Source organism: Martinezella rhizogenes (assembly GCF_000799715.1).
Taxonomy (GTDB): Bacteria; Pseudomonadota; Alphaproteobacteria; order Rhizobiales; family Rhizobiaceae; genus Rhizobium; species Rhizobium rhizogenes_C.
The window spans coordinates 79,861-102,106 of record NZ_JUHG01000013.1 but is presented as its reverse complement, the minus strand read 5'-3'; the positions used below and the strand labels follow the sequence as shown (position 1 = coordinate 102,106).

Below are 22,246 nucleotides of genomic sequence, written 5' to 3'. Positions count from 1 at the left end.
CGTTTCATGGGGTATCTGGCGCGCCGGCTGATGACATTCCCGCTGATCATGTTGGGAGTGTCCGTCCTCGTGTTCATCGCCATCCGGTTGGTGCCGGGCGACGCGATCACGGCGATGCTGGGAACCAATGCGGGCCTGCTGACGCCGGAGCAGCGGCAGGCGCTCTCCGCCTATTTCGGCATCGACCAATCATGGTTCGTGCAGTACTGGCGCTGGCTGTTTGGCCTGCTTCAAGGCAATCTCGGCCTCTCCGTCACCTACGGCAAGCCGGTGCTCGATATCATTCTCGAGCGGTTTCCGCTGACCCTTGAGCTTGCGTTGCTCTCCATGATCATTGCGCTCCTGATCGGCCTGCCGGCGGGCGTATTCGCGGCGACACGAAATGGGAAACTGTCCGATCTTCTGGTGCGTATCGCCGCCATGGTCGGGCAGTCCACCCCGAATTTCGTTCTCGGCCTTCTCATCATCTATGCGCTCTCGGCTGGCTTCGGTGTGCTGCCGACCATGGGCGCGTTCACACCGATCTGGCAGGATCCGCTCGGCAATCTCGGACAGATGATCCTGCCGACGCTGACGCTCGGCTTTGCCTTCGCGGCTTCCGTCACACGCGTGGTGCGTTCGGCCATGCTTGATGTTCTGAGCGATGATTATGTCCGCACCGCCCGCAGTCGCGGCGTGCCGGCGCGGGGCGTCATCTGGCGACATGCGCTGCCGAACGCGCTCATTCCGGTGGTGACGCTGAGCGGCGTCGAGTTCGGGTACCTGCTTGGCGGGGCCGTTCTGGTCGAGCAGATCTACGCCCTGCCGGGGCTTGGGCGCATGGTGCTCGATGCCATCCTGCAGCGTGACTACGCGCTGGTGCAGGGCAGCGTCCTGTTCATCGCCTTCAACTTCATGGTCGTCAATCTTCTCGTTGACCTCGCCTATGTCGCGCTCGATCCGCGCGTTCGTCTGGGAGAAGGTTGATGCGTATCGTCAGGGCCATTTTCGGGCATACGAGCGGCCGGATCGGTGGTGTCATCGTCCTGATCTTTTTCGCACTTGCCGTTCTTGGCATGCTCGGGCTGACGCCGCACAATCCGCTGACCCAGAACCGGATCGATCGCCTGCATTCGCCGAATGCCGTCTACTGGATGGGCACCGACCTCTTCGGTCGTGATGTCGCAAGCCGGCTGATGAACGGGATAGGTGAATCCTTCACCGTCGCCTTCCTCTCGGTTGCGCTCGCGAGCCTGATCGGCACCGTGCTGGGCTTGACCGCCGCATGGTTCGGAAAGCGCTGGGATGGGGTGATCATGCGAATGATGGATGTGCTTCTGGCTTTCCCCGCCATCCTTCTTGCCCTCCTGATCATCGCCATCGTCGGCCCCGGCACCTGGACCAGCGTCGCCGCAATTGCCATCGTCTATACGCCGATCTTCACCCGCGTCGTGCGTGGCCCGGCGCTCTCGCTGAAAGCGCGCGATTTCGTCGATGCCGCCCGCACCTTCGGCAGCAGCAAGCGCTATATCCTGACGCGGCACCTGCTATTGAACCTCGTTGCGCCGCTGACAGTGCAGATCACGCTGGCGCTGGCATGGTCGCTGCTGACCGAGGCCGGCTTGAGCTTCCTCGGCCTCGGCACGCAGCCGCCGGCATCTTCGCTCGGGCTGATGCTGAGCGACAGCCGCAACCTGATGGAGACAGCCCCCTGGCTGCTGATCTTCCCCGCCATCACCATCATGATCAGCATCCTCGGCTTCAATCTGCTCGGCGATGCCCTGCGTGATATTCTCGATCCGAAAATGCGGAGGGTAAATCCGTGAACCCTCTGCTTTCCGTTTCCAATCTGGAGGTGGGTTTCGGACGTAATCCGGAAGTCAACAAGATCGTCCGTGGGGTCAGCTTCGATCTCGCCGCCGGCGAGACGCTGGCCATCGTCGGCGAGAGCGGCTCGGGGAAGTCCGTGACCGCACTGTCGATCAACCGCCTCGTCGATTTCGGCGGCGGGCGCATTGTCGGCGGCTCGATCAGGCTGAAGCGTGCCGACAACAGCATTCTCGACCTGACCACGGCAAACGAGGCGGTGTTGACGAAGATCCGTGGCGCCGAGATCGGCATGATCTTTCAGGAGCCGATGACCTCGCTCAATCCGGTGCTGACCATCGGCACGCAGATCGAGGAGTCCTTCCGCCTTCATCGTGGGCTGACCGGCCGGCAGGCAAGAGCAGCTGCCAAGGATGCGCTCGACCGCGTCCGCATCCCCGATGCCGCGCGGCGGCTGAACTATTGCCCGAACCAGCTCTCCGGCGGCATGCTGCAGCGGGTGATGATCGCGACCGCGCTCGCCTGCAACCCGCGCCTGCTGATCGCCGACGAACCGACGACGGCACTGGACGTGACGGTGCAGGCGCAGATCATGGCGCTACTCGCCGAACTCAAGCGCGAGACCGGGATGTCGATGATCTTCATCACCCACGATATCGGCCTCGTTGCCGGCATTGCCGACAGTGTCATGGTGATGAAGGCTGGTGAGGCAGTCGAGCAGGGGGAGCTTAACCAGATCCTCGACAGACCCATGCATCCCTATACGCAGCATCTCCTTCATTCCGTCCCACATTTTTCGGCCGGCCGCGCGGTAAGATCGGATTTTAGTCGCGACGACGTGGCTCAGCCTGCGCTGACGGTCGAGGGATTAACCGTTCGCTTTCCGGTATCGGGCAGTTTCTTTCACCGTCCGACCGGGGCGGTGCATGCGGTCGAAGGCGTCGATTTCGATCTGCTGCCCGGTGAAACGCTAGCGATCGTCGGTGAAAGCGGCTCGGGAAAATCCACGACGGCGCGAGCGATCCTCGGATTGGTGAAATCGACGCGCGGCACATTCACGGCAAGCTCCGGCAAGACGGCGGATCGGACGAGCGCCGTGCAGATGGTATTCCAGAACCCCTACGCCTCGCTCAATCCCCGGCTTCGTGTCGACAGTATCCTGGCTGAACCCGTTATTGCTGCTGGCGGCCGGGCTTCCGGGGATACGCGCGATAGGATGGTCAAGTTGCTGAAGCGTGTCGGCCTGCCCGAAAACAGCCTTGAGCGTTATCCGCATGAGTTCTCGGGCGGGCAACGGCAGAGGCTCTGCATCGCCCGGGCGCTGATGCTGAACCCCTCTGTTCTGGTGCTCGACGAAGCCGTTTCGGCGCTGGATGTGTCGGTTCAGGCGCAGGTCCTGGACCTGCTGATCGAATTGCAGCGCGAATATCGGCTCGCCTATCTGTTCATCTCGCATGACATGGCGGTCGTGGAGCGGATTGCGCACAGGATCGCCGTGATCTATGCCGGAGAGATCGTGGAGATCGGCGATGCCGCTTCGGTGCTGTCTGAACCGAAACATTCCTATACCAGGCGGCTGATCTCGGCCGTTCCGACGGTCGAGCGCCGGCGAGAGAATTTCGCGCTGGATACGCGCCAGGTTCCGTCTCTGGTGCGCCCGCTCGGCTTCGAGCCGGATGCACCCGAATGGCGCCGGTTTGCTGCGGATCATATGGCCCAGGCGGAAGTTTGAGAGAGAAGCGGCGGGGAGGGGACATGACGGCAGCCGGGAAAACCGACTTGGCACAGCGTTTCGACCGGGCATTCGCCCCTGTCGAAGCCGCCGTTGCGGCCGGGCGTATTCCAGGCGGCGTGCTCGGCATTATCGATCTCGATGGCAGCCGGATGGTCCGTGCTGTCGGCTCCGCGCAAATAGTTCCTGTCACTCGGCCGATGCTCGCCGACACATGGTTCGATCTGGCCTCGCTGACCAAGGTCATCTTCACCACTCCGCGCATTCTGGCTTTGGCCGAGGCCGGCACGATCGATCTCGACGCGCCGCTGACTTCGCTGCTGCCGGACCTGCGCCAATATGATGCCTCGGCCTGGGAGCGGAAGGTGACGTTCCGCGAGTGCCTCGGCCACCAGACGCCGTTTCCCGCCGTCGCGCCACTCTATACCTATGGCCAAAGCCCTGATCTGCTGCGTGCCTTCATCCTGCAGCGCGAATGGCGGGCCGGTCCGCCGGTCTATTCCGACATCAACTTCATTCTGCTTGGCTTCGCGCTGGAGCGCCTGACCGGGCAGACGATCCGCGATATGGACGCTGGTTCTGGTTTTGCCTTCTCCGCAACGCCCGATCAGGCGGCCGCGACGGAAGACTGCACCTGGCGTCATCGCATGCTCTCGGGCGAGGTCCATGACGATAATTGCTCGGCCTTAGAGGGTGCCGGGCATGCCGGCCTCTTCGGAACGGTTGCCTCGATCCTCGATTTCGCCGAGGGATTGCTGACCGGCACCGGTGCCGCCGAACGTTCGATCGCCCTGATGAGAACACCACTGTCAGCAACGCGCACACATGGGTGGGAGCGCCCCTATGACGACTGGTCCGGCGGCAAGCTATGCTCGCCTGATACAATCGGCCATACCGGCTTTACCGGCACCGGTCTCTGGATCGATTTCGACAAGGGCAGGGCCTGGACCCTGCTCACCAACCGCATTCATCCGACACGCCATTTCGACAGCGGGATCCTGATGCTTCGCCAGAGCGTCGGCGATCTCGTCAATAGAGTTTAGGAGCTTGATCATGGAACCAATCTGGGCAGTCGGTCTGATGACCGGAACCGTTCTCGACGGCAATATCGATGTTGCCTTGATCAAGACCGATGGCGAGCGGATCGCGGAATTCGGCCCCTATGCGCTGGCTCCCTATCCGGACGGGATCAGGCGGCTGCTGGAGGAGACCTTGGCGCAAGCAAGGGTATGGAATTTCAACGGGCCGGAGCCTTACATCTTCAAGGAGGCTGAGGAGGCTTTGACGCGCGCCCAGTCGGCTGCCGTCAAGGAGCTTGTCGAAGGCTTTGGCCTGTCCATGGCCGATATCGGCGTCATCGGCTTCCATGGCCAGACCGTGCTGCATCGCGCCCCGCAAAAAGGTCGCCTTGGCGATACGCGCCAACTGGGCGATGGCGAACTGATGCATTCCATCCTCGGCACGAAGGTCGCCTATGATTTCCGTTCCGCCGATGTCCGGGCGGGTGGTCAGGGTGCGCCGCTAGCCGCCGCCTATCATACTGCTTTGCTACGCAGCGCTGGCACTGGCGAGGACACTGCCATCCTCAATCTGGGTGGCGTCGCCAATATCACCTGGTCGGACGGGGAGGGCAATTTCGTCGCCTTCGACACCGGGCCGGCCAATGCGCCGCTCAATGACTTCATCAAATCCCACGGGCTTGGCGAGATGGACAGGGACGGAGCACTGGGCCGGGCGGGGACGGTAGACGAGGGAAGGCTCGCCGAGCTGCTGGAGCATCCCTATCTCAGCGCTCCCTATCCGAAATCGCTGGATCGCTTCGATTTCGGCGCCTCCATGGCCGACGGGCTCGGTGTCGAGGATGGAGCGGCAACGCTGTCCGCCTTTACGGCCTCTGCCGTCGGTAAAGCGCTGGACCTGCTGCCGCGCCGTCCGAAAAAGCTGGTGGTGAGCGGCGGCGGCCGTCACAATCCGACGATCATGTCGATGCTCGAGACGCGCGCCGGCGTAACGCCGATCGGGGCCGAAATGCTGGGTTGGCGTGGCGATGCTGTTGAAGCCGAATGCTTCGCGTTCCTGGCCGTGCGTGTGCTTCGGGGCCTTCCGATCAGCTTCCCCGGTACGACAGGCGTGCCCGCGCCGATGCGCGGCGGTCGTCTTGCCGAATAGATTGTATCGCCGTCGCCATTGCAGCCTTTGCGGTTTTCGTCGTCGCGGATCGATGCTATTGAAAGCTCACCTAGCGATTTGACGGTTTCCAATGGGTTTCGCACGAATGGCAGGCAGACAGCTTCGGCCCGGCTTTGCCGGAAAGACCATAGGCTTCGTTGTTGCGTTCGGCGTCTTGATGTCTGCCGTTGTTCCCGCAAGGGCTCAGCCTGAATGGATCGTAGCGCCGCCGTCCTGCATCTCCGGACCGTTGATCACCGATACCGGCGAAACGCTTTGCATCCGCAAGGAAAGCTACAATCGCGATCTCTGCAAGGCGATCGACTATTTCGCCCGCGCCAATAAGCTCCCGCCGGACTATCTTGCCCGGCTGATCTGGCGCGAGAGCACGTTTCGGCCTGATGCCATCAGTCCAAAGGGTGCACAGGGCATTGCCCAATTCATGCCGGGAACGGCGAGATTGCGTGGTGTTCGCGACAGCTACGATCTATTGGAAGCGCTCGGCAAGGCGGCGGTCTATCTCGATGAACTACGCAGCCGTTTCGGCAATCTGGGGCTTGCCGCGGCGGCCTATAATGCCGGCGAAAACGGTCTGGCGAATTTTCTCGGCTCCGGCAGCCTTCCCTATGAGACGCGCAGCTACGTGACGGCGATCACCGCCTATACGGTCGAGCAATGGAAGGATGATCCGCCTGATATTGCCGCGCCGGAACTGGACAAGGGCAAACCTTTTCTGGAATCCTGCATGGCGCTCGCCGGCACGCGGCGGTTGAAGCAGGTTGCCCTGGAGCAAGAGCGGCCCTGGGCGCCCTGGGGCGTTCAGCTTGCGGAGCATTTTCAGCCTGGTGCCGCCCGACGCCTTTTTTCATTGGATGTGAGCAAGCTTCCAGCGCCGCTCAACAAGGAAAAGCCGCTCATCGTGCGCCAGCGCAACCGCGACTTCGGTTTCCGCGTCCGATACGCAGCCCGCATCGGCCGGGAGACACGTGTCGAGGCTGAAGCGGTTTGCGCTCAAATCCGCCAGCAAGGCGGCACTTGTCTAGTGTTCAAGAACTAAGCTTTTGCGGTGGCCCGACCGATCCTGTGGACTGTCCCGGCGACACATCGATTTATTGCGCTTTACTCGCCAACGTCCGAAGAATATTCGTCAACCATCCAGGCTCGGGGAGGGAGTCTTGAGAACGAATTGAAGGAGCGTACGATGGCGCAGAAACGTGAAGTTCCAGGTATCCGACCTTACAGCGGCCCTGCGGGTGGCTGGGGGGCGCTCAAAGCCACCGCGAACGCCGTTCGCGAGCAGATGGACGTGACAGAGGCACCGCTGCTATTGTTTCGGACCAACAAGCCCGATGGTTTCGATTGCCCCGGCTGCGCATGGCCTGACAAGGAACATACGTCGACCTTCCAGTTCTGTGAAAACGGCGCCAAGGCCGTGACGTGGGAAGCGACGAACAAGCGCGTGACGCCTGAATTCTTCGCCGAGCATACCGTGAGCGAACTGCTCCAGTGGAGCGACTACGATCTGGAGAATGCCGGTCGGTTGACGCATCCGCTGGCCTATGACCGTGCAACGGACACCTACAAGCCAATCGAATGGGAGGAAGCCTTTGCCCGGATCGGCGAGGTCATGCGCAGCATGCCCGATCCGGATATGGTGGAATTCTACACCTCCGGCCGCGCCTCCAATGAGGCCGCCTTCCTATTCCAGCTCTATGCGCGCGAATACGGCACCAACAACTTCCCCGATTGCTCCAACATGTGCCACGAGGCGACGAGCACCGGCCTGCCGAATTCGATCGGCATCGGCAAGGGCACGGTATCGCTCGACGATTTCGATCATTGCGACCTGATCATCTCGATGGGCCACAATCCCGGCACCAACCATCCGCGCATGATGGGGACGCTGCACGAGTGTTCGAAGCGCGGCGTGCCGATCATCGTCTTCAATCCGCTGAAGGAAATGGCGCTCGAACGCTTCGCCGACCCGCAGAGCCCGGTCGAGATGGCCACACTCGGTTCGACACGGATCGCCTCCTCCTATTATCAGGTCAAGATCGGCGGTGACGCGGCGGCACTCAAGGGCATCATGAAAGCGGTGCTGGTACTGGCGGAAACACAGCCAGATGCGATCGATCGCGCCTTCATCGACGAACACACCAATGGCTTCGAAGCGCTCGCCGCCGATCTCAAACAGACGGGGTGGGCCGATATCGAGCGGGTCTCGGGCCTGACGCGCGCCGATCTCGAACGGGTGGCCGTAGCCTACGTCAAATCCAAGGCGACGATCATTCCCTACGGCATGGGCATTACCCAGCACGCCAAGGGTACTTACAATGTGCAGCAGATCGCCAATCTGTTGCTGCTGCGCGGCAATTTCGGCAAGCCCGGCGCCGGCATCTGCCCACTGCGTGGCCACTCCAACGTCCAGGGCGATCGGACGGTCGGGATCACGGAAAAACCCAATGCCGCGTTGCTTGCCGGCATCGAGCGCGCGTTCGGCTTCAAGCCGCCGGAACATCATGGGCATGACGCGGTTGCCGGCATGCAGGCGATGGCGGAGGGGCGCTCGAAGGTGCTGCTGAGCCTCGGCGGCAATCTCGCCATCGCACTTCCGGACCCGGAACTCTGTGCCGAAGCTATGCGTAAGCTTGATCTCGCGGTTCACATGAACACCAAGCTCAACCGTTCGAACCTGCTGATCGGCAAGGAGTCGATTATCCTGCCAGTGCTCGGGCGCACGGAGGTGGACATCCAGGCGTCCGGCCCGCAATCGGTGACGATCGAAGATTCCATGTCCATGGTGCATGCTTCGCGCGGCAAGCTGAAACCCGCTTCGGATCAGTTGCGGTCGGAGCCGGCGATCGTCGCCGCCATGGCGCAGGCGACCTTGCCCAATAGCAAGGTCGAGTGGATGCATCTGGTTGATGACTACGACCGCATTCGCGACAAGATCGAGATCGTCTTCCCCGATTTCGAGCGCTACAATGAGCGCATTCGTGTGCCTGGCGGCTTCCGCCTGCCGATCGGACCGACCGAACGCGTCTGGAAAACGCCGTCGGGCAAGGCGGAGTTCCTGCTGTTTCCGGGCCTCAACGAGGACAAGGAGCTCGCCGATGCGAGCATTCTGAAGCTCGCCACCATCCGCAGTCATGACCAGTACAATACGACGATCTATGGCCTCGATGATCGCTATCGCGGTGTTTTCGGCCGACGCGACGTGCTGTTCATGAATGATGGAGACCTGGCGGCAAACGGCCTGGAACATGGAGACCTCGTCGAGATCTCGACAGCATTGCCCTCCGGCGGCAAACGGCAGATGAAGCTGACGGCGATTTCATACGCTATCGCGCCAGGCTCGGTTGCCGCCTATTATCCGGAAGCAAACTGCCTCATCCCGATCGATTATCAGGACAAGCAAAGCGGCACACCGTCCTACAAGTCGCTGCCGGTGCGTATCACCAAGGCAGCATAGCCTTGATGTCCCTAGACCTTGCGGCCGCCGACCCAGGTGGTCGTGAGGTTTGGCTTCGACGCGGTGTAGATGATTTTCTGCAGGATGCCTTCACCCTCATCGCGGTCTTCGAATAGCCGGACGGTGCCTTTCTTGGCCTCGGTATCGATCAGTACGGCGTCGAACTGATAGCCGGGTGCGAATTGCCCGATGGGCAGGTCGAGCGCAATGCCGCCGCCCGATGTGGCGATATAGAAGGCATCACGAAAATCGATCTGCGCCGGGCCGAAGGTCGAGCGCGCGGCGGCCGGCAGGTTCGGATCGACGCCGCTTTGCAGCATCCGCGAGACAAGGATCGCGCCGCGCGCGTTTTCGAGCATCGACGCGCTCGGACCACCAGAAATATCCGTGCCGAGACCGACATGCAGCCCCTTTTCAAGCGCTGCCCGCAAGGGAAAGACGGCATTGGCGAAATAGGCATTCGACAGCGGGCAATGGGCAACGGCGGCCTCGCGCGCCTTGATGGTCTCCATGTCCTTCGCCGTCAGGAAATTTGCATGCGCCAGCACGGTCTTTCGTCCGAGCAAGCCGAAGTGATCGAGGCTGTCCGTATCCGTCATGCCGTGCCGGGTGAGCACATAGCCATGCGCCCAATCGCTCTCCGAGCAATGGGTCTGCACATGGCAGCCGCATTCTTTGGCGATGGCACCGAGACCTTCGAGCGTCGCATCGGTGCAGGAGGGAATGAAGCGCGGCGTGACGACGGGGAGCACGCGCCCTTCATGATTGTCCGGATGGCCACGTACGTAATCGATCAACGCCCGCGTGCCGTCGAGTGCCTCCTCCGGCGACAGGTCGCGATAATAGTCCGGGCATTCCTCGGCATTGTCCATCGCCACCTTGCCGATCAGGGCGCGCTGGCCTTTTTCCAGGCAGGTATCGACCAGCACCCGCGTTGCTTCCTGATGGATGGTGGCAAAATAGAGAGCGGTGGTCGTGCCGTTGGCCAGCAGGTCTTCGACCAGCAGGCCATAGACGCGGCGGGCAAAGGCGGCGTCCTGATAGCGCGCTTCCAGCGGGAAGGTGTATTTCTGAAGCCAGACTTCCAGCGGCACGTCGAGCGCGTCGCCGAGCTGCGGATATTGCGGCGCGTGCACATGCAGATCGACGAAGCCGGGCAGGATATAGGCGCCGGTAGGCAGGATCACGAGTTCGCCGGATGCTTCGCGGGCATCGCGGATGGTCCGGTAATTCGGATCGCCGTGGCGATGAACGGCCGCAATCGCGCCGTCGGCATCGATCTCGATCAGCACGTCGTCCAGAACATCGATGGTACCGCGCTCGGGCGAGTGAAAACCCGATGCGCTCAGCGTCTTGCCGCGTAAATCCATTGCATTCTCTTTCAGGCGGCCATGATCGTCGTGCCGTAAGTAATGCCTTTTTCCTTCAGCCAGCGACGATAGGCAATCGAGGTGGCGTCAGCCCGCGTCGGGATTTCCGCGCGGGGCTCCAGTGGTAGCAGCACGGGGCGCTGGTTCTCAAGAATGATGCGGTCCTGCAGGAAAATGAGCTGCTGGAAATGCACCAGCTCCGTCGTCGTGGAGACGTCGTCGATCAGGAACATCACCGGATGGGCACGGCAGCGGTCGGGATCGAGCGGCTGCACGAAGAGGCAGATCACGTCCCAGCGGTTGGCCGCATTCGGGCAGGTCTTGTAGAGCAGGGTCGTGAACGGGGTCATGACGCGATAGATGTAGTCGGTCATGATGCCTTCGCTGGCCGAAAGAGCCGCCTGCGGCTGGAAGAACTGGCAATTGGTCGCCCAGACCTCATCGACATCGCGGCGGATCTCGACATTGTACTGCGTCACCTCGGTATGCGGCTCGGCGCCGAGAATATCGGTGTGGACGAAGGGAAAATGCGCCAGGTCGAGGAAGTTCTCGACAATCCTGAGCCCGGAGGCGCGCACCGAGACGGTGCCGCAATTGACGACTCGCCGATCCGGCTCATCGGCTTCCGGCAGATCAAAAAGTCCGCCTGCCGGTGTGCCGAGCGTTGTCCAGACGAGGCCGAAGCGCTTGATCAACGGCAAAGGCTCTTCTCGGCCTTCGGCTTTGACGTCAAGCGTGCCATCACTGCTGCGCGTGACGGTTAGATTGGTGCCGAGAAGACGGTTGGCTGAGATTCCGAACGGAATCTCCTTTTCCGTCTCAAGCGCGTACCACTGGTCGAGGGCTGCCTTGTCGGAACATTGGCTCATGCGGCGCTCCTTTCCTTGTTCATCAATCTACTTTAGCGGACATCGCGATAATAGGGCAGGCCGATTGCGGCGGGTGCGGCCATGATACGGCGCATGCGCTGCCAGGCAAGGACCGGCACGATAATGAAGGCCATGGTGCCGAGATAGGGCAGCATGGACAGGAACGCGGGCGCGATCGGCCAGCCACGCGCCTGGCCGACGAAGCCGAGTGCAGTGATGAGACCGAAGAGCAGGCCCGAGAGAACAGCGGGGATCGGCCGATAGCCGGCAAAGATCACCAGCGCCACCGCGATCCAGCCCCGCCCCGCAATGACGCCGTCGGACCAGGAAGGAACGAAGGCGAGCGTCAGGTAAGCGCCGGCCCCGGCTGCAAGCGCCGAACCGGCGGTGACATAGGCGAAGCGAATGAGATTGACCGGAATGCCGGCGGCGTCCGCGGCAGCCGGGTTTTCGCCGACGGCGCGCAGGTTGAGACCGTGTCGGGTGCGGAACATGATGTAGCTCAGCGCCACCGGCAGGATGATGTAGATCAGATAGACGAGGATATTCTGCGAGAAAAAGGCCTTGCCGAGAATGGGGATATCGCTCAGCAGCGGGATCTCGATCCCGGAAAAGGTGGCACGCGCCGGCATGCCGGAATAGGCGCGGCCGATGCTGGAGGCGATGCCATTGCCCATCAGCGTCAGCGCCAGGCCGCAGAGCACCTGATTGGCGCGCAACAAAACGGCGGCGGCGGCAAAGACCATCCCGAAGACCGCGCCGACTGCCAGCGCGGCGATGAAGCCGATTGTTGGAGACGGGAAGGCTGCGACCGTCGCAATCGCCGTTATAGCTCCCATCGCCATCAGGCCCTCGACACCGAGATTGACGACGCCGACGCGTTCGGCAAGCACTTCGCCGAGAGCGGCAAGCGCCAGCACGCCGCCGGCGAGGAAGGCCGTGGTGAGGAGGCCGGTCAGAAGTTCCATGGTCTCTTTTCCTTCAAGCCTTGTCGCGGGCGATGCGGTAATGGGCGAGCTCGTCGCCGATCGCCGTCAGGAACAGAATGAGGCCGGTGATCGCCAGCACCGCCGATGTCGTCAGTCCCTGGGTTTGCAGGATGATGCCGGAATTGAGGATGAAGGCCATCAGCGCGGCGGAGAAGATGACGCCGATGGCGGAGTTGCGTGCCAGCACCGCGACCATGATGCCGAGATAGCCGTAATTGTTGGAGATGCCGCCCTGCAACCGGTGCACTGTTCCGGCGACCTCCAGCATACCTGCCAGACCGGCGATTGCGCCGGAGAGCAGCATGACGGTGATGAGATGACGTCGCGCCGGCATGCCGGCATAGTGGGCGGCCGACGGATTGGAGCCGACGAGGCGCACCTCATAACCCCAACGTGAGAAGGCGAGTACGGCTGCCACGGCGAGTGCGGCCAAAATGGCGATCGGAAGCCCCCAATGCACCGATCCCCACAGCTCCGGGATTTCGGCCGACAGTCTCCGCGTCGCCGAATTCGACATCCGGTCACGCCAAGCTCCGGTGGCGACGTAGAAGACCAGGAGAATCGCAACGAAGTTGAGAAGCAGCGTGGTAATTAGCTCGTTGACGTTGCCGTAAGCGCGGGCGAGCGTCGGGATGAGGATCCAGATCGCACCGCCGGCAAGGCCGGCAACGAACATCAACGGCAGGATCACGACCGGCGGACCGGGCACGAAAAGGCCGACCGTGGCGGCGCCGAAAGCGCCGGCATAGAATTGCCCCTCGGCGCCGATATTCCAGACACCGATCTGCTGGCCGACCGCAACCGAAAGCCCGGTCAAGATAAGGGGGACGAGAAGAACACCGAGATCCTGAAGGCCGAAACTGGAACCAAAGCTCGAGTCGATCACCTGCGATGCAAGGTCGAGCGGGTTGGCGCCTGTGGCAGCCAGGATAAGGCCCGCCAAGATCAGCGCCAGCAAGATTGCGGCGATGCGCGCACCGAAGGCAGTGGCCGATGATGCGGAGGGCATGCGCTGGAAATGCCAGGATGCGGCCATGTCAGGCAACCTCGCGCGCTTGGGCGCGGCCGCCCATCATGAGGCCGATCTGGTCGATATCGGCCTTGTCGTTGTCGACGACCCCCATGACTTTACCTTCGTAGAGGACGGCAATACGGTCCGAGAGGTTCAAGAGCTCTTCCAGTTCCTCGGAAATCAGCACGATACCCGCGCCGGCATCGCGCAGTTCGACGATATAGCGCAGCATGGTGTTGATGGCGCCGACATCGAGGCCACGGCTTGGATAGGCGGCGATTAGGACCTTGCTCGCGATACGCATCTCTCGCCGGGCGACGAGGCGCTGCTGGTTTCCGCCCGAGAGGTTCCGAATTGGCATGCCGAAATCCGGGATAGCGACATCCGCGACTGCCGCAATCTCCTTGGCAAGCACCGTCGCCGCACCCGGACGGTAAACGCCGCCGGACGAAACCGGAGGGTGCTTGTATTCGCGCATCACGGCATTGACGGTAATGCTGAGTGCGGGTGCCAGTCCACTATGCAATCGGTCTTCCGGGATATGGCCGATGCCGCGCTCAACGAAGGCGGCGGCGTTGCTACGGCCGACAGGCTCTCCCTCGATCAGGATACGACCGCCACTGACCGGCCGCATACCTGCCAGCACTTGGCTGAGTTCACGCTGGCCATTGCCCGCTACGCCCGCAATGCCGAGGATTTCACCGGCATGGACCCGAAGCGAAATACCATGCAAGGCTTCGTCGCCGGCATCGTTGAGGGCGGAGACATTGTCGAGGCTGAGTACCGGTTCGGGCGAGATCGGCGCGGCTCCCGCCGCGCGTTGCCGCATATCAGCAAGCACGATGTCGCGCCCCACCATCAATTTCGCCAGCATGCGCGGATTACAGTCAGCCGTCTTCTCCGTGGCGATCTTGCGCCCGCCGCGCAGGATGCTGATGCGGTCGGAAATTTCCAGAACCTCATCGAGCTTGTGGCTGATGAAGATGACGGCGTTGCCCCGCGCCACGAAATCGCGCAGCGCCTTGAACAGTTCGCGCGCCTCAGCTGGCGTCAGCACGGCCGTCGGTTCGTCGAGGATCAGCACGCGGGCCTGCCGCGCCAGGACACGAAGGATCTCGACTCGCTGTTGCTCGCCGGTTGAGAGATCGCTGACGCGGGCGTCGGGGCGGGTCTGCAGATTGAATTTCGTAGCCAGTCCCGCCGTGCGGGCCTCCAAGATCTGCGCGGAAGCGCGGCGCGGCGTCTCCGACCAGCCGAGATGAATGTTTTCGGCCACGGTGAAAGCCTGGACCAGCTTGAAATGCTGATGCACCATGCCGATGCCGGCGGCGATCGCCTGAAGCGGCGTGGCAAATTGCTTGGCGTAGCCGTCGATGATGATCTCGCCGGCATCGGGTTGATAAATGCCGGTCAGAATGTTCATCAAGGTCGATTTGCCGGCGCCGTTTTCGCCGAGGAGAGCGTGGATCTCGCCCGGCAAGACGTCGAGATCAACATCCTCGTTAGCGATGACACCCGGAAAATATTTGGCGATGCCCTTGAGTTGCACCAGAGGCGGTGTGCCGGGGGGCGCGGAGAAGGGTGTCGCGGTCTCAGTCATCGGAAGGGCACCAGAATATCATGAAGAGTAACTCTGGCCGGACGCGCCGGCCAGGTTCTTGATTGGCAAGGATATCTATCAGGCGCTCAGGCCCGTGACGCCTTCGACCGACCAATCCCAGGTGTAGAGATCGTTGTCGGTCATCGCCTGGCCGGCGGCGACGCGGACCTTGCCGGTTGAATCCTTGATCTCGCCGGCAAACGGCGACCAGCCGCCCATGATCTTGGCGCGCACCGCATCGGCTGCCGCGGCGACATCGGCCGGAACCTTCTCGCCCCATTTGTCACGATCGACGCCGGCGCCCATCGCAAAGAGCGTGTCGCTCGGCGCCCAGGTGCCGGCAAGGCGCTTGGCGACCTGATCGACATAGAACTTGTTGAAATCGATGAGAACCGAGGAAACGTAGGAGTTCGGGCCATAACGGCGAACGTCGGTATTCCACATCGCGGCCCAGACGCCACGCTTTTCGGCGACCTGCAGGTAGCCGGCTTCATCCATGATGCCGAACAGGAAGTCGCAGCCATTGTCGATGAGTGCCGTGCCGGCCTGGGTGGCGGCTTGCGGGTCAAACCAGGAATTGATGGCAATGGTCTGCAGCGTCGCATTCGGATTGACGGAGCGGGCACCCATCAGGAAGGCATTGGTGGAGGCGAAGACCGATGAGACCGGGAAGGAGGCGACATAGCCGAGCTTGCCGGTCTTCGACAGGTGGCCGGCGGCAACGCCGATGACGTAGGTCGGATACCAGTGCGCCAGGTAATACCAGCCGAGATTGTCCATGTTGACGAGGCCGCCGCATTCGAGGAATGCGACCTCGGGAGCCTGCTTGACGACGGCATGCAGGAAATCACCGTTCGAGGACGTGTCAAAGATGATGTTGGCGCCCTGGCTGACAAACTGGCGATAAGTGCGCGTCGCGTCGGCCGAATAGGGGATGTTCTCGACTTCAAGAATCTTTTTCAGCTTCGGATAGGCGGCCTTGACCGCGAGCAGGCCCTGGTGGTGTGCCCAGGTCCAGCCCTCATCCGAAATCGGCCCGACATGGCCGAAGCCGACGACCGCATCCTCTTCCTTGATCGCTGGAAAGGATGCCGCCGCAAGCGCCTGGCTGGCAAGGCCGGCGGGCAGCGTCAAGGCGGCCGCGCCGGCAGCGCTCATATTCAAAAATCCGCGACGGGACAGCGAACGCAAGTCAATCATGAAATCCTCTTTTGGTTTGGCACGCCAACCGCGTCCAGGCGATCTCGACGCAACAATTATGCCAGTTGCAAGAGAGCACTCTGGGTGCTTTGCTCACATGGCTTGTTGGCAGCGCCGCATAGTCCCTTGAATTTTCATGGGGAGGACGGCTAGAATGCCTAAAAGTGAAGCATGTATATTTTTTATGCATCGTGAGTATTTTTAATGCACGAGGTGGGGCATGGGTAGGGCGAACGGACATTCCGCGACATGACCGAAGCGGCACGATTTATCTTTCGAGGGCAGGTGGTCTGCGACAGTTTCACCGAGTTTGCGCAGCATCGTGCCCGCCGGCTGGATCTGGACATCGAGATGGAAGCCTGTGATGCAATGTCGGCGACACTCGCCGTCAAAGGGCAGGTAGATCTGGTCGACGCCTTCGAAATGGCATGCAGCCTGGGGCCTTATGACTGTATCATTCTTGATATCGAGCGGAGTGACATATGAAACTGGAAGCAGGATGGGTGCCTGTCGCCCTGTCGGCATCGATCGAGCCCGGAACATCGGCGAGCGCCGTCGTTGATGGTAGCGAGATCGTTGTCTGGCGCGACAATAGCGGCAAGGCGCATGTCTGGGAGGATCGCTGTCCGCATCGTGGCATGCGCCTGAGCTTCGGCTTCGTCCGCGGCGACCACATCGCCTGTCTGTACCACGGCTGGCAGTATGATACCGCCGGGCAATGTCGCTACATTCCCGCGCATCCGAGCCTGGAGGTGCCGCAGACGATCAAGGTGCCGACTTACTTCGCCGAGGAAAGATATGGGATCATCTGGGCGACAACGGCGTCGGCGGCCTCCTTGCCGGATATCGACGCGGCGATGGGCGTTACCCCGGTGCGCAGCCTCTATGTCGAGCGCGGAGCGGATGATACCTTTGCCGCGCTGGAGAAGGCTGGCGTGAGCACTTTCGCTGGGGATGCCGGCATATTGCAGGCCGGCGCCGACAGATTGCTGGTTGCTATTCAGGTCGTTTCACCGGAGAGGACCGCCGTTCACATCGTCATTCTCGGCTCGCCGGCGGTCAATGCCGGGGCCAAGCAGAAGCACTATGCGCAATGGGCTGAGGGTCTTCGCTTCGATCTTGAGCATATGGCGGAGGTCGCCTGATGGCGGAGATCACGCTCTATAATTACGAGATGGACGAGGGGAGCTATCGCGTTCGATTGCTGCTCTCCATGCTGGAACTCCCGCACAAAACCGTCGCCGTCGACATGTTTCCGGGTAAGGAGGAGAACAAGCCGGCCATGCTGGCGCTCAATCCGCTCGGCACCATGCCGGTGCTCACCGACGGCGACCTTGTGCTTCATGGCACGGAAGCGATCCTCGCCTATCTCGCCAAGGCTTACGACCCGGCGCAGCGCTGGTTGCCGGAAGAGGCGGCGAATTTCGGCCTGACGACGATGTGGTTGCATTTCTCCGCGACGGCGCTTGCACCTGCCGTTGCCGCGCGCCTGCAATCGCTCTTTGATACGCCGGGCGACGAAGCGGTCCTCAGCGCCGCTGCCCGCAAGGCGTTCCGCATCATGGACGACCATATGACGCTCCGCCACTTCGACGGGCTCGAGTGGTTCGTTGGAGATGGGCCGACGCTTGCGGATCTGACGTTGTTTCCGTCCTTTGCGCTCAGTCGCGATTACGGCGTCAACCACGACGACTATCCGGCCCTGCGCCGCTGGCTGCGTCGTTTCCGCAGCATCGACGGTTTCCGCACCATGCCCGGCATTCCCGATTATCATTGATTTTGAACTGGATACCCAATGACGCTCACCCGTTTTTCCGTCAAGCCGCTCTCGACCATGACGCGCACGCTCGCCGACGTTGCTTCGGCCCGCCGCGACCCTGATCTGGTCATTCAGAGCGCGCGCGTGCTCTCCACCTATTCCGAGCGCATCCTTGCCGACAAGGAAATCTGGATCTCAGGCGGCCGCATCGCGGCGGTCAAACCGGCCGGCAGTTATCGCGGCGGCAGCGCCAAATTCTACGACGCCAGGGGAGGGATCATCGCGCCCGGCCTCGTCGATCCGCATATCCATATCGAATCGAGCATGGTGACCGCCTGCGCCTATGCCGAGGCCGCGCTTCTGAACGGTACGACGACGATTTTCTGCGATAGCCACGAGATCGGCAATGTCATGGATGTTGCCGGTGTCGAGGCGATGTTGGAAGATGCCCGTCAGGCGCCGCTGTCGATTTTCCTGACCGTGCCGAGTACCGTGCCGGCCACGTCACCTGAGCTTGAAACCGCCGGCGGCGACCTGACGCCGGGAAAGATCGCTAATCTGTTCGACAAATGGCCGGAAGCTGTAGCACTTGGCGAGAAGATGGATTTCGTGCCCGTGGCAATGGGCGACGAGCGCAGCCATGCCATCCTTGCGGCAGCGCTGGAGCGCGGACGCCCAGTCTCGGGTCATGTCTACGGTCGGGAATTCGTGGCCGCCTACGCAGCATCCGGCGTCACCGATACGCATGAGGCCATCGACCGCGAGATTGCCGACGACCTGCTGGAGGCCGGTATCTGGCTGTTCTTGCGCGGCGGCCCGCCAACGACGGCGTGGCATAGCCTGCCGCATGCGATCAAGACCATCACCGAACTCGGCGCGTCCCACAAGCGCATTGCGGTGTGCACCGACGACCGCGATGCCGACGATCTGCTATTCTTCGGTCTTGATTGGGTGACGCGTCAGGCGGTAGTGGCCGGCATGACGCCCGAGCAGGCCTGGGCCATGGGTTCGCTGCATGGCGCGACCCGCTTCGGCATGGAGAACGAAATCGGCGGCCTCGGAGGCGGTCGCCGGGCCGATCTCGTGCTCCTGACCGACGACCTGAAGCCGGTGAGCACATGGTATGGCGGCGAATTGGTAGTGGAGAACAGCAAGATCACGCCGGTTCTCGATGCCGCGCTGTCCAGTCCCTATCGTTATCCGGAAGCCGCCTACCATACGGTGAAACTGCCGAAGAACCTGAAACTGACGCCGGAACTGCCGACCGGACCGGTGATTGCTCATACGATCAAGACCGAACTGCCGGGCATTATGCTCGGTCATGTGACTGTCGAACTCGAGCCGGCCAATGACTGGCAGGCGCATTTTGACCGTCACGGCCTCTGCTTCGTCACGGTGGTCGAACGCCACGGCAAATCATCTGGCAATGTCGCGCATGGTCTTCTGAACAACTTTGGCTTGAAGAAGGGAGCGGTGGCCTCTTCCGTCGGGCACGACAGCCACAACATCATCGTCGCCGGCACCAATCAGGCGGACATGCAGGTCGCTCTCGATGCGATCGAAGCCAAGCAGGGCGGCGCCTGCGTCGTCATGGATGGCAAGGTGACAGCTATGGTGCCATTGCCCATCGCCGGGCTGCTCTCCGACAAGCGTGTGCACGCGGTTGCCGAGGAGGTGAAAGCATTGAAGGTCGAATGGGAAAAGGCCGGCTGCACCATCCCCTATATGGGATTCAACCTAATCCCGCTTTCCGTCATTCCGGAAATCCGCATCACCGATAAAGGCTTGGTACTCGTGCCGGAAATGATGATCGCACCGCTGTTCGAACCGGCTTGATTCTGCCATCTAGCCATCACTTGCCATCTTGATGGCTAGATTGGGACGGCTTATATTGGTTAGATAGGAGACCACTATGGCTGAACCGCAACTATCTGTCCGCAGCGCCAAGGCGCGTGATCTTGCTCATCGGCTGGCCCGACGTGAGAACCGCACCATTGCGGATATCGTCGAACGCGCGCTCGAATCCTATGAAATTCGCGAGGCTGGCCGCGAGCCGGCTTCATCCTTCTATGCTCGGATGGCGATGAGCGACGACGAGGATATTGATCTGGAGGCCGTCATTCGCGAAGGGCGGCAGGTTAATCACGGAATCGATCTGTGATATTTCTCGATACAAACGTCATATCCGAGACACTCCGGAAGCTGCCCGATCCGGCGGTTATCGCCTGGCTCGACCGGCATGACGCGGAGATCGCCTTGCCGACCGTTGCGATTGCCGAAATTGCTTTCGGTATTCAGAAGATCGTACCCGATCAACGTGCGGCACGGCTGGAGCAACGATTGTCCGAATGGCGCCGCCGATTTGCAGATCGGATCTTCGGCCTAACCGAGGAAGCCGCGTTGGCTTATGGCGAGATCATGGGGGTAGCCAAACGACAGGGGCGGCCAATGTCCACGGCGGATGGTATGATCGCTGCCATCGCCCACGTAAACGGCGGCCGCTTGGCGACTCGCAATTTACCTGATTTCCAGACAACGGGCCTCGAAATCATATCACCCTGGGAATTTTAGCGCCGCGCTTCAATAGCCCTTCCCGATCATCTCAGCGGCCTTGGAGCCGATTGCCATTGCCGGGGCATTGGTATTCCCTGAGGGAATGAACGGGATGATCGAGCAATCGATGATCCTGAGACCGTCGATGCCGCGCACGCGCAGATTTCCGTCGACCACCGACATCGGATCGCTGTCCGGCCCCATGCGCAGGCTGCCGGATGGATGGTAATTGGTCTTGACGGTCTGGCCGGCGAATTTGGCGAGGGCTTCGTCGTTCTGAAGCGCCCGGCCGGGAAGGATCTCGTCTGCGATCTTCGATTTGAAGGGTTCCGTCTCCAGCAATTGCCGCGCGACCTTCAGCGAGGCGAGCGTCAGACGTAGATCGTCGGGATCACCGAAGAAGTTGCAATCGACCAAGGGCTGATCGTCGGGATTGGCCGAGCGCAGCTTGACACTGCCGCGCGCCTTCGGTCGCAAGAGGCAGGAGGTGAAGGTGACGCCGTGGGTCGGCTTGGCGGAAGAGACATCACGGTCGAGATAGACGATCGGCGCGCAATAGAGCTGGATCGACGGCCGTTCGCTTCCGTCCGGGTCGTAGAATAGGCAGGATTCGATGCCTGTCGTCGTCACCGGGCCGGAGTTGAAGAGCAGATATTGCAGCCCGTTACGCAGCATCGGCCAGCCCTTGTCCTCGCCGAAATAGCCGGACTTTCCCTTGGTCGTGGCGATGACGGGGACTTCATGATGATCCTGCAAATTCGCGCCGACGCCGGGGAGATCGAGCGCGACGGTAATGCCGTGTTCTCGCAGATGGTCGGCCGGGCCAATGCCGGAGAGCATCATCAGCTTGGCGCTGTTGTAGGTGCCTGAGGCGACAAGGATTTCGCGCTCCGCCCGAACGGTATGGCTCTCGCCATTCCGTGTGTAGATAACGCCTGTCGCGCGGCCGTTTTCAATGACGATGCGATCGACGCGGGCGTCCGTGATGATGTCTAGGCGTGGATCGCCATTAAGTGGATCGAGAAACGCTTTCTTGGCGTCGGAACGCTCGGTCTTGCCGTTCCATTGGCTGTAAGTATGCTGCATTATACCGACGCCGTTTTGTCGGACGCCATTGAAATCCGGATTGTAGGCATGCCCCAGTCCCTGTGCTGCCAACAGGAAATCCTGTGTCGTATCGCAGGTGTGCTGCGGCTCGGAGATGCGCAGATTGCCGGAGATGCCGTGATACTCATTGTTGAAGCGCGTATTGGCTTCGATGCCCTTGAAGTGCGGCAGCATGTCCTCGTAGGACCACTCCGTTCCGTTGCCGAGATGATTTGCCCAGCCGTCGTAATCCTCCTTCTGGCCGCGCATGTAGACCATGGCGTTGACGGCGCTGCCGCCGCCGAGGGCCTTGGCGACTGGAACGATGGGGCCGCGTCCACCCAACTGCGGCTGCGGAACCGTATGGTGCATTTCCAGAAAATCATCGCGCGCGAGGTATTTCATATAGCCGGCGGGAAAAGCCATTAGCTTGGCGGTCTTGCGCGGCCCGCGCTCGATGATAAGCACGGAAAAGCCGAAATCCCGCACCAGCCGCATGGCCGCGACGCAAGCCGCCGAGCCGCCACCAGCGATAATGAATTCATAGGTCTTCGCCACAAAAACTCCCCCGGTCAGCCCAATCCAACCGCGCAAACATCGCCATAATTTTCGTTATTGGTCAAACGATT

General features: G+C 61.5%; 20 protein-coding genes. 13 read left to right on the top strand and 7 right to left on the bottom strand.

All coding sequences use genetic code 11. From position 1 onward, the window contains the following. Positions 1–6: 6 nt before the first annotated feature. The 7 genes from EX00_RS12410 (at position 7) to EX00_RS12380 (ending at position 9,179) form a co-directional block, all read left to right on the top strand. Positions 7–966: an ABC transporter permease gene (locus EX00_RS12410; RefSeq protein ID WP_047457948.1), complete on the top strand. Its 960-nt coding sequence runs from the start codon at positions 7–9 to the stop codon at positions 964–966. Continuing rightward, the gene (locus tag EX00_RS12405; protein ID WP_047457945.1) at positions 966–1,805 is read left to right on the top strand and encodes an ABC transporter permease; all 840 of its coding nucleotides are present in this window, start codon (positions 966–968) and stop codon (positions 1,803–1,805) included. The genes EX00_RS12410 and EX00_RS12405 overlap by 1 nt, the downstream gene beginning before the upstream one ends. After that, a complete protein-coding gene (locus tag EX00_RS12400; RefSeq protein WP_047457943.1) occupies positions 1,802–3,538 on the top strand; it encodes an ABC transporter ATP-binding protein in 1,737 nt (578 codons plus the stop codon). Before EX00_RS12405 ends, EX00_RS12400 begins: the two co-directional genes overlap by 4 nt. A 23-nt stretch (positions 3,539–3,561) precedes the next feature. After that, positions 3,562–4,581 carry a serine hydrolase domain-containing protein gene (locus tag EX00_RS12395; RefSeq protein WP_047457941.1) on the top strand — a complete coding sequence of 340 codons (1,020 nt, stop codon included), beginning with the start codon at positions 3,562–3,564 and terminating at the stop codon, positions 4,579–4,581. A 10-nt stretch (positions 4,582–4,591) separates the two neighbouring features. Beyond that, a complete protein-coding gene (locus tag EX00_RS12390; RefSeq protein ID WP_047457938.1) occupies positions 4,592–5,707 on the top strand; it encodes an anhydro-N-acetylmuramic acid kinase in 1,116 nt (371 codons plus the stop codon). 106 nt (positions 5,708–5,813) lie between these two features. Next, positions 5,814–6,764: a lytic transglycosylase domain-containing protein gene (locus tag EX00_RS12385; RefSeq protein WP_047460229.1), complete on the top strand. Its 951-nt coding sequence runs from the start codon at positions 5,814–5,816 to the stop codon at positions 6,762–6,764. Between the two features lie 144 nt (positions 6,765–6,908). Beyond that, positions 6,909–9,179, top strand: a complete 2,271-nt coding sequence (locus tag EX00_RS12380) for an FdhF/YdeP family oxidoreductase (RefSeq protein WP_047457937.1) — start codon at positions 6,909–6,911, stop codon at positions 9,177–9,179. 11 nt (positions 9,180–9,190) lie between these two features. Here the strand turns inward: EX00_RS12380 and guaD are convergent, their stop codons facing one another. The 6 genes from guaD to EX00_RS12350 all read right to left on the bottom strand — a co-directional run bounded on the left by guaD (position 9,191) and on the right by EX00_RS12350 (position 16,219). Beyond that, entirely contained in the window at positions 9,191–10,549 is a 1,359-nt protein-coding gene (gene guaD / locus EX00_RS12375) for a guanine deaminase (protein WP_047457935.1), read from the bottom strand. Between the two features lie 11 nt (positions 10,550–10,560). After that, positions 10,561–11,418 (bottom strand): aromatic ring-hydroxylating oxygenase subunit alpha, encoded by an 858-nt coding sequence (locus EX00_RS12370; RefSeq protein ID WP_047457932.1) that lies wholly within the window; start codon positions 11,416–11,418, stop codon positions 10,561–10,563. 32 nt (positions 11,419–11,450) lie between these two features. Further along, entirely contained in the window at positions 11,451–12,386 is a 936-nt protein-coding gene (locus tag EX00_RS12365; RefSeq protein ID WP_047457928.1) for an ABC transporter permease, read from the bottom strand. Positions 12,387–12,399: 13 nt separating this feature from the next. Beyond that, positions 12,400–13,443: an ABC transporter permease gene (locus EX00_RS12360; protein ID WP_047457925.1), complete on the bottom strand. Its 1,044-nt coding sequence runs from the start codon at positions 13,441–13,443 to the stop codon at positions 12,400–12,402. A 1-nt stretch (position 13,444) separates the two neighbouring features. Then, positions 13,445–15,019, bottom strand: coding sequence for an ABC transporter ATP-binding protein (locus EX00_RS12355; RefSeq protein ID WP_047457922.1), 1,575 nt, complete (start codon positions 15,017–15,019; stop codon positions 13,445–13,447). A gap of 78 nt (positions 15,020–15,097) precedes the next feature. Beyond that, positions 15,098–16,219 (bottom strand): BMP family ABC transporter substrate-binding protein, encoded by a 1,122-nt coding sequence (locus EX00_RS12350; protein WP_047457919.1) that lies wholly within the window; start codon positions 16,217–16,219, stop codon positions 15,098–15,100. A 249-nt stretch (positions 16,220–16,468) separates the two neighbouring features. On the opposite strand from EX00_RS12350, the gene EX00_RS12345 reads away from it, so the two are divergent. From EX00_RS12345 to EX00_RS12320, 6 genes are all read left to right on the top strand, one after another. Then, positions 16,469–16,705, top strand: coding sequence for a hypothetical protein (locus tag EX00_RS12345; RefSeq protein WP_234709012.1), 237 nt, complete (start codon positions 16,469–16,471; stop codon positions 16,703–16,705). After that, complete coding sequence (locus EX00_RS12340; protein ID WP_047457916.1) at positions 16,702–17,364, top strand: Rieske (2Fe-2S) protein; 663 nt, start codon at positions 16,702–16,704, stop codon at positions 17,362–17,364. Before EX00_RS12345 ends, EX00_RS12340 begins: the two co-directional genes overlap by 4 nt. Continuing rightward, the gene (locus EX00_RS12335) at positions 17,364–17,996 is read left to right on the top strand and encodes a glutathione S-transferase family protein (RefSeq protein ID WP_047457914.1); all 633 of its coding nucleotides are present in this window, start codon (positions 17,364–17,366) and stop codon (positions 17,994–17,996) included. The genes EX00_RS12340 and EX00_RS12335 overlap by 1 nt, the downstream gene beginning before the upstream one ends. Before the next feature lie 18 nt (positions 17,997–18,014). After that, positions 18,015–19,814: an adenine deaminase gene (locus EX00_RS12330; protein ID WP_047457911.1), complete on the top strand. Its 1,800-nt coding sequence runs from the start codon at positions 18,015–18,017 to the stop codon at positions 19,812–19,814. A gap of 76 nt (positions 19,815–19,890) precedes the next feature. After that, a complete protein-coding gene (locus EX00_RS12325; RefSeq protein WP_047457909.1) occupies positions 19,891–20,139 on the top strand; it encodes a hypothetical protein in 249 nt (82 codons plus the stop codon). Further along, positions 20,136–20,549, top strand: a complete 414-nt coding sequence (locus EX00_RS12320) for a type II toxin-antitoxin system VapC family toxin (RefSeq protein ID WP_047457906.1) — start codon at positions 20,136–20,138, stop codon at positions 20,547–20,549. Before EX00_RS12325 ends, EX00_RS12320 begins: the two co-directional genes overlap by 4 nt. A 9-nt stretch (positions 20,550–20,558) precedes the next feature. Here EX00_RS12320 and EX00_RS12315 read toward each other — a convergent pair whose 3' ends face one another. After that, on the bottom strand, positions 20,559–22,175 hold the full coding sequence (locus tag EX00_RS12315; RefSeq protein ID WP_047457903.1) for a GMC family oxidoreductase: 1,617 nt from the start codon (positions 22,173–22,175) through the stop codon (positions 20,559–20,561). Positions 22,176–22,246 lie beyond the last annotated feature (71 nt).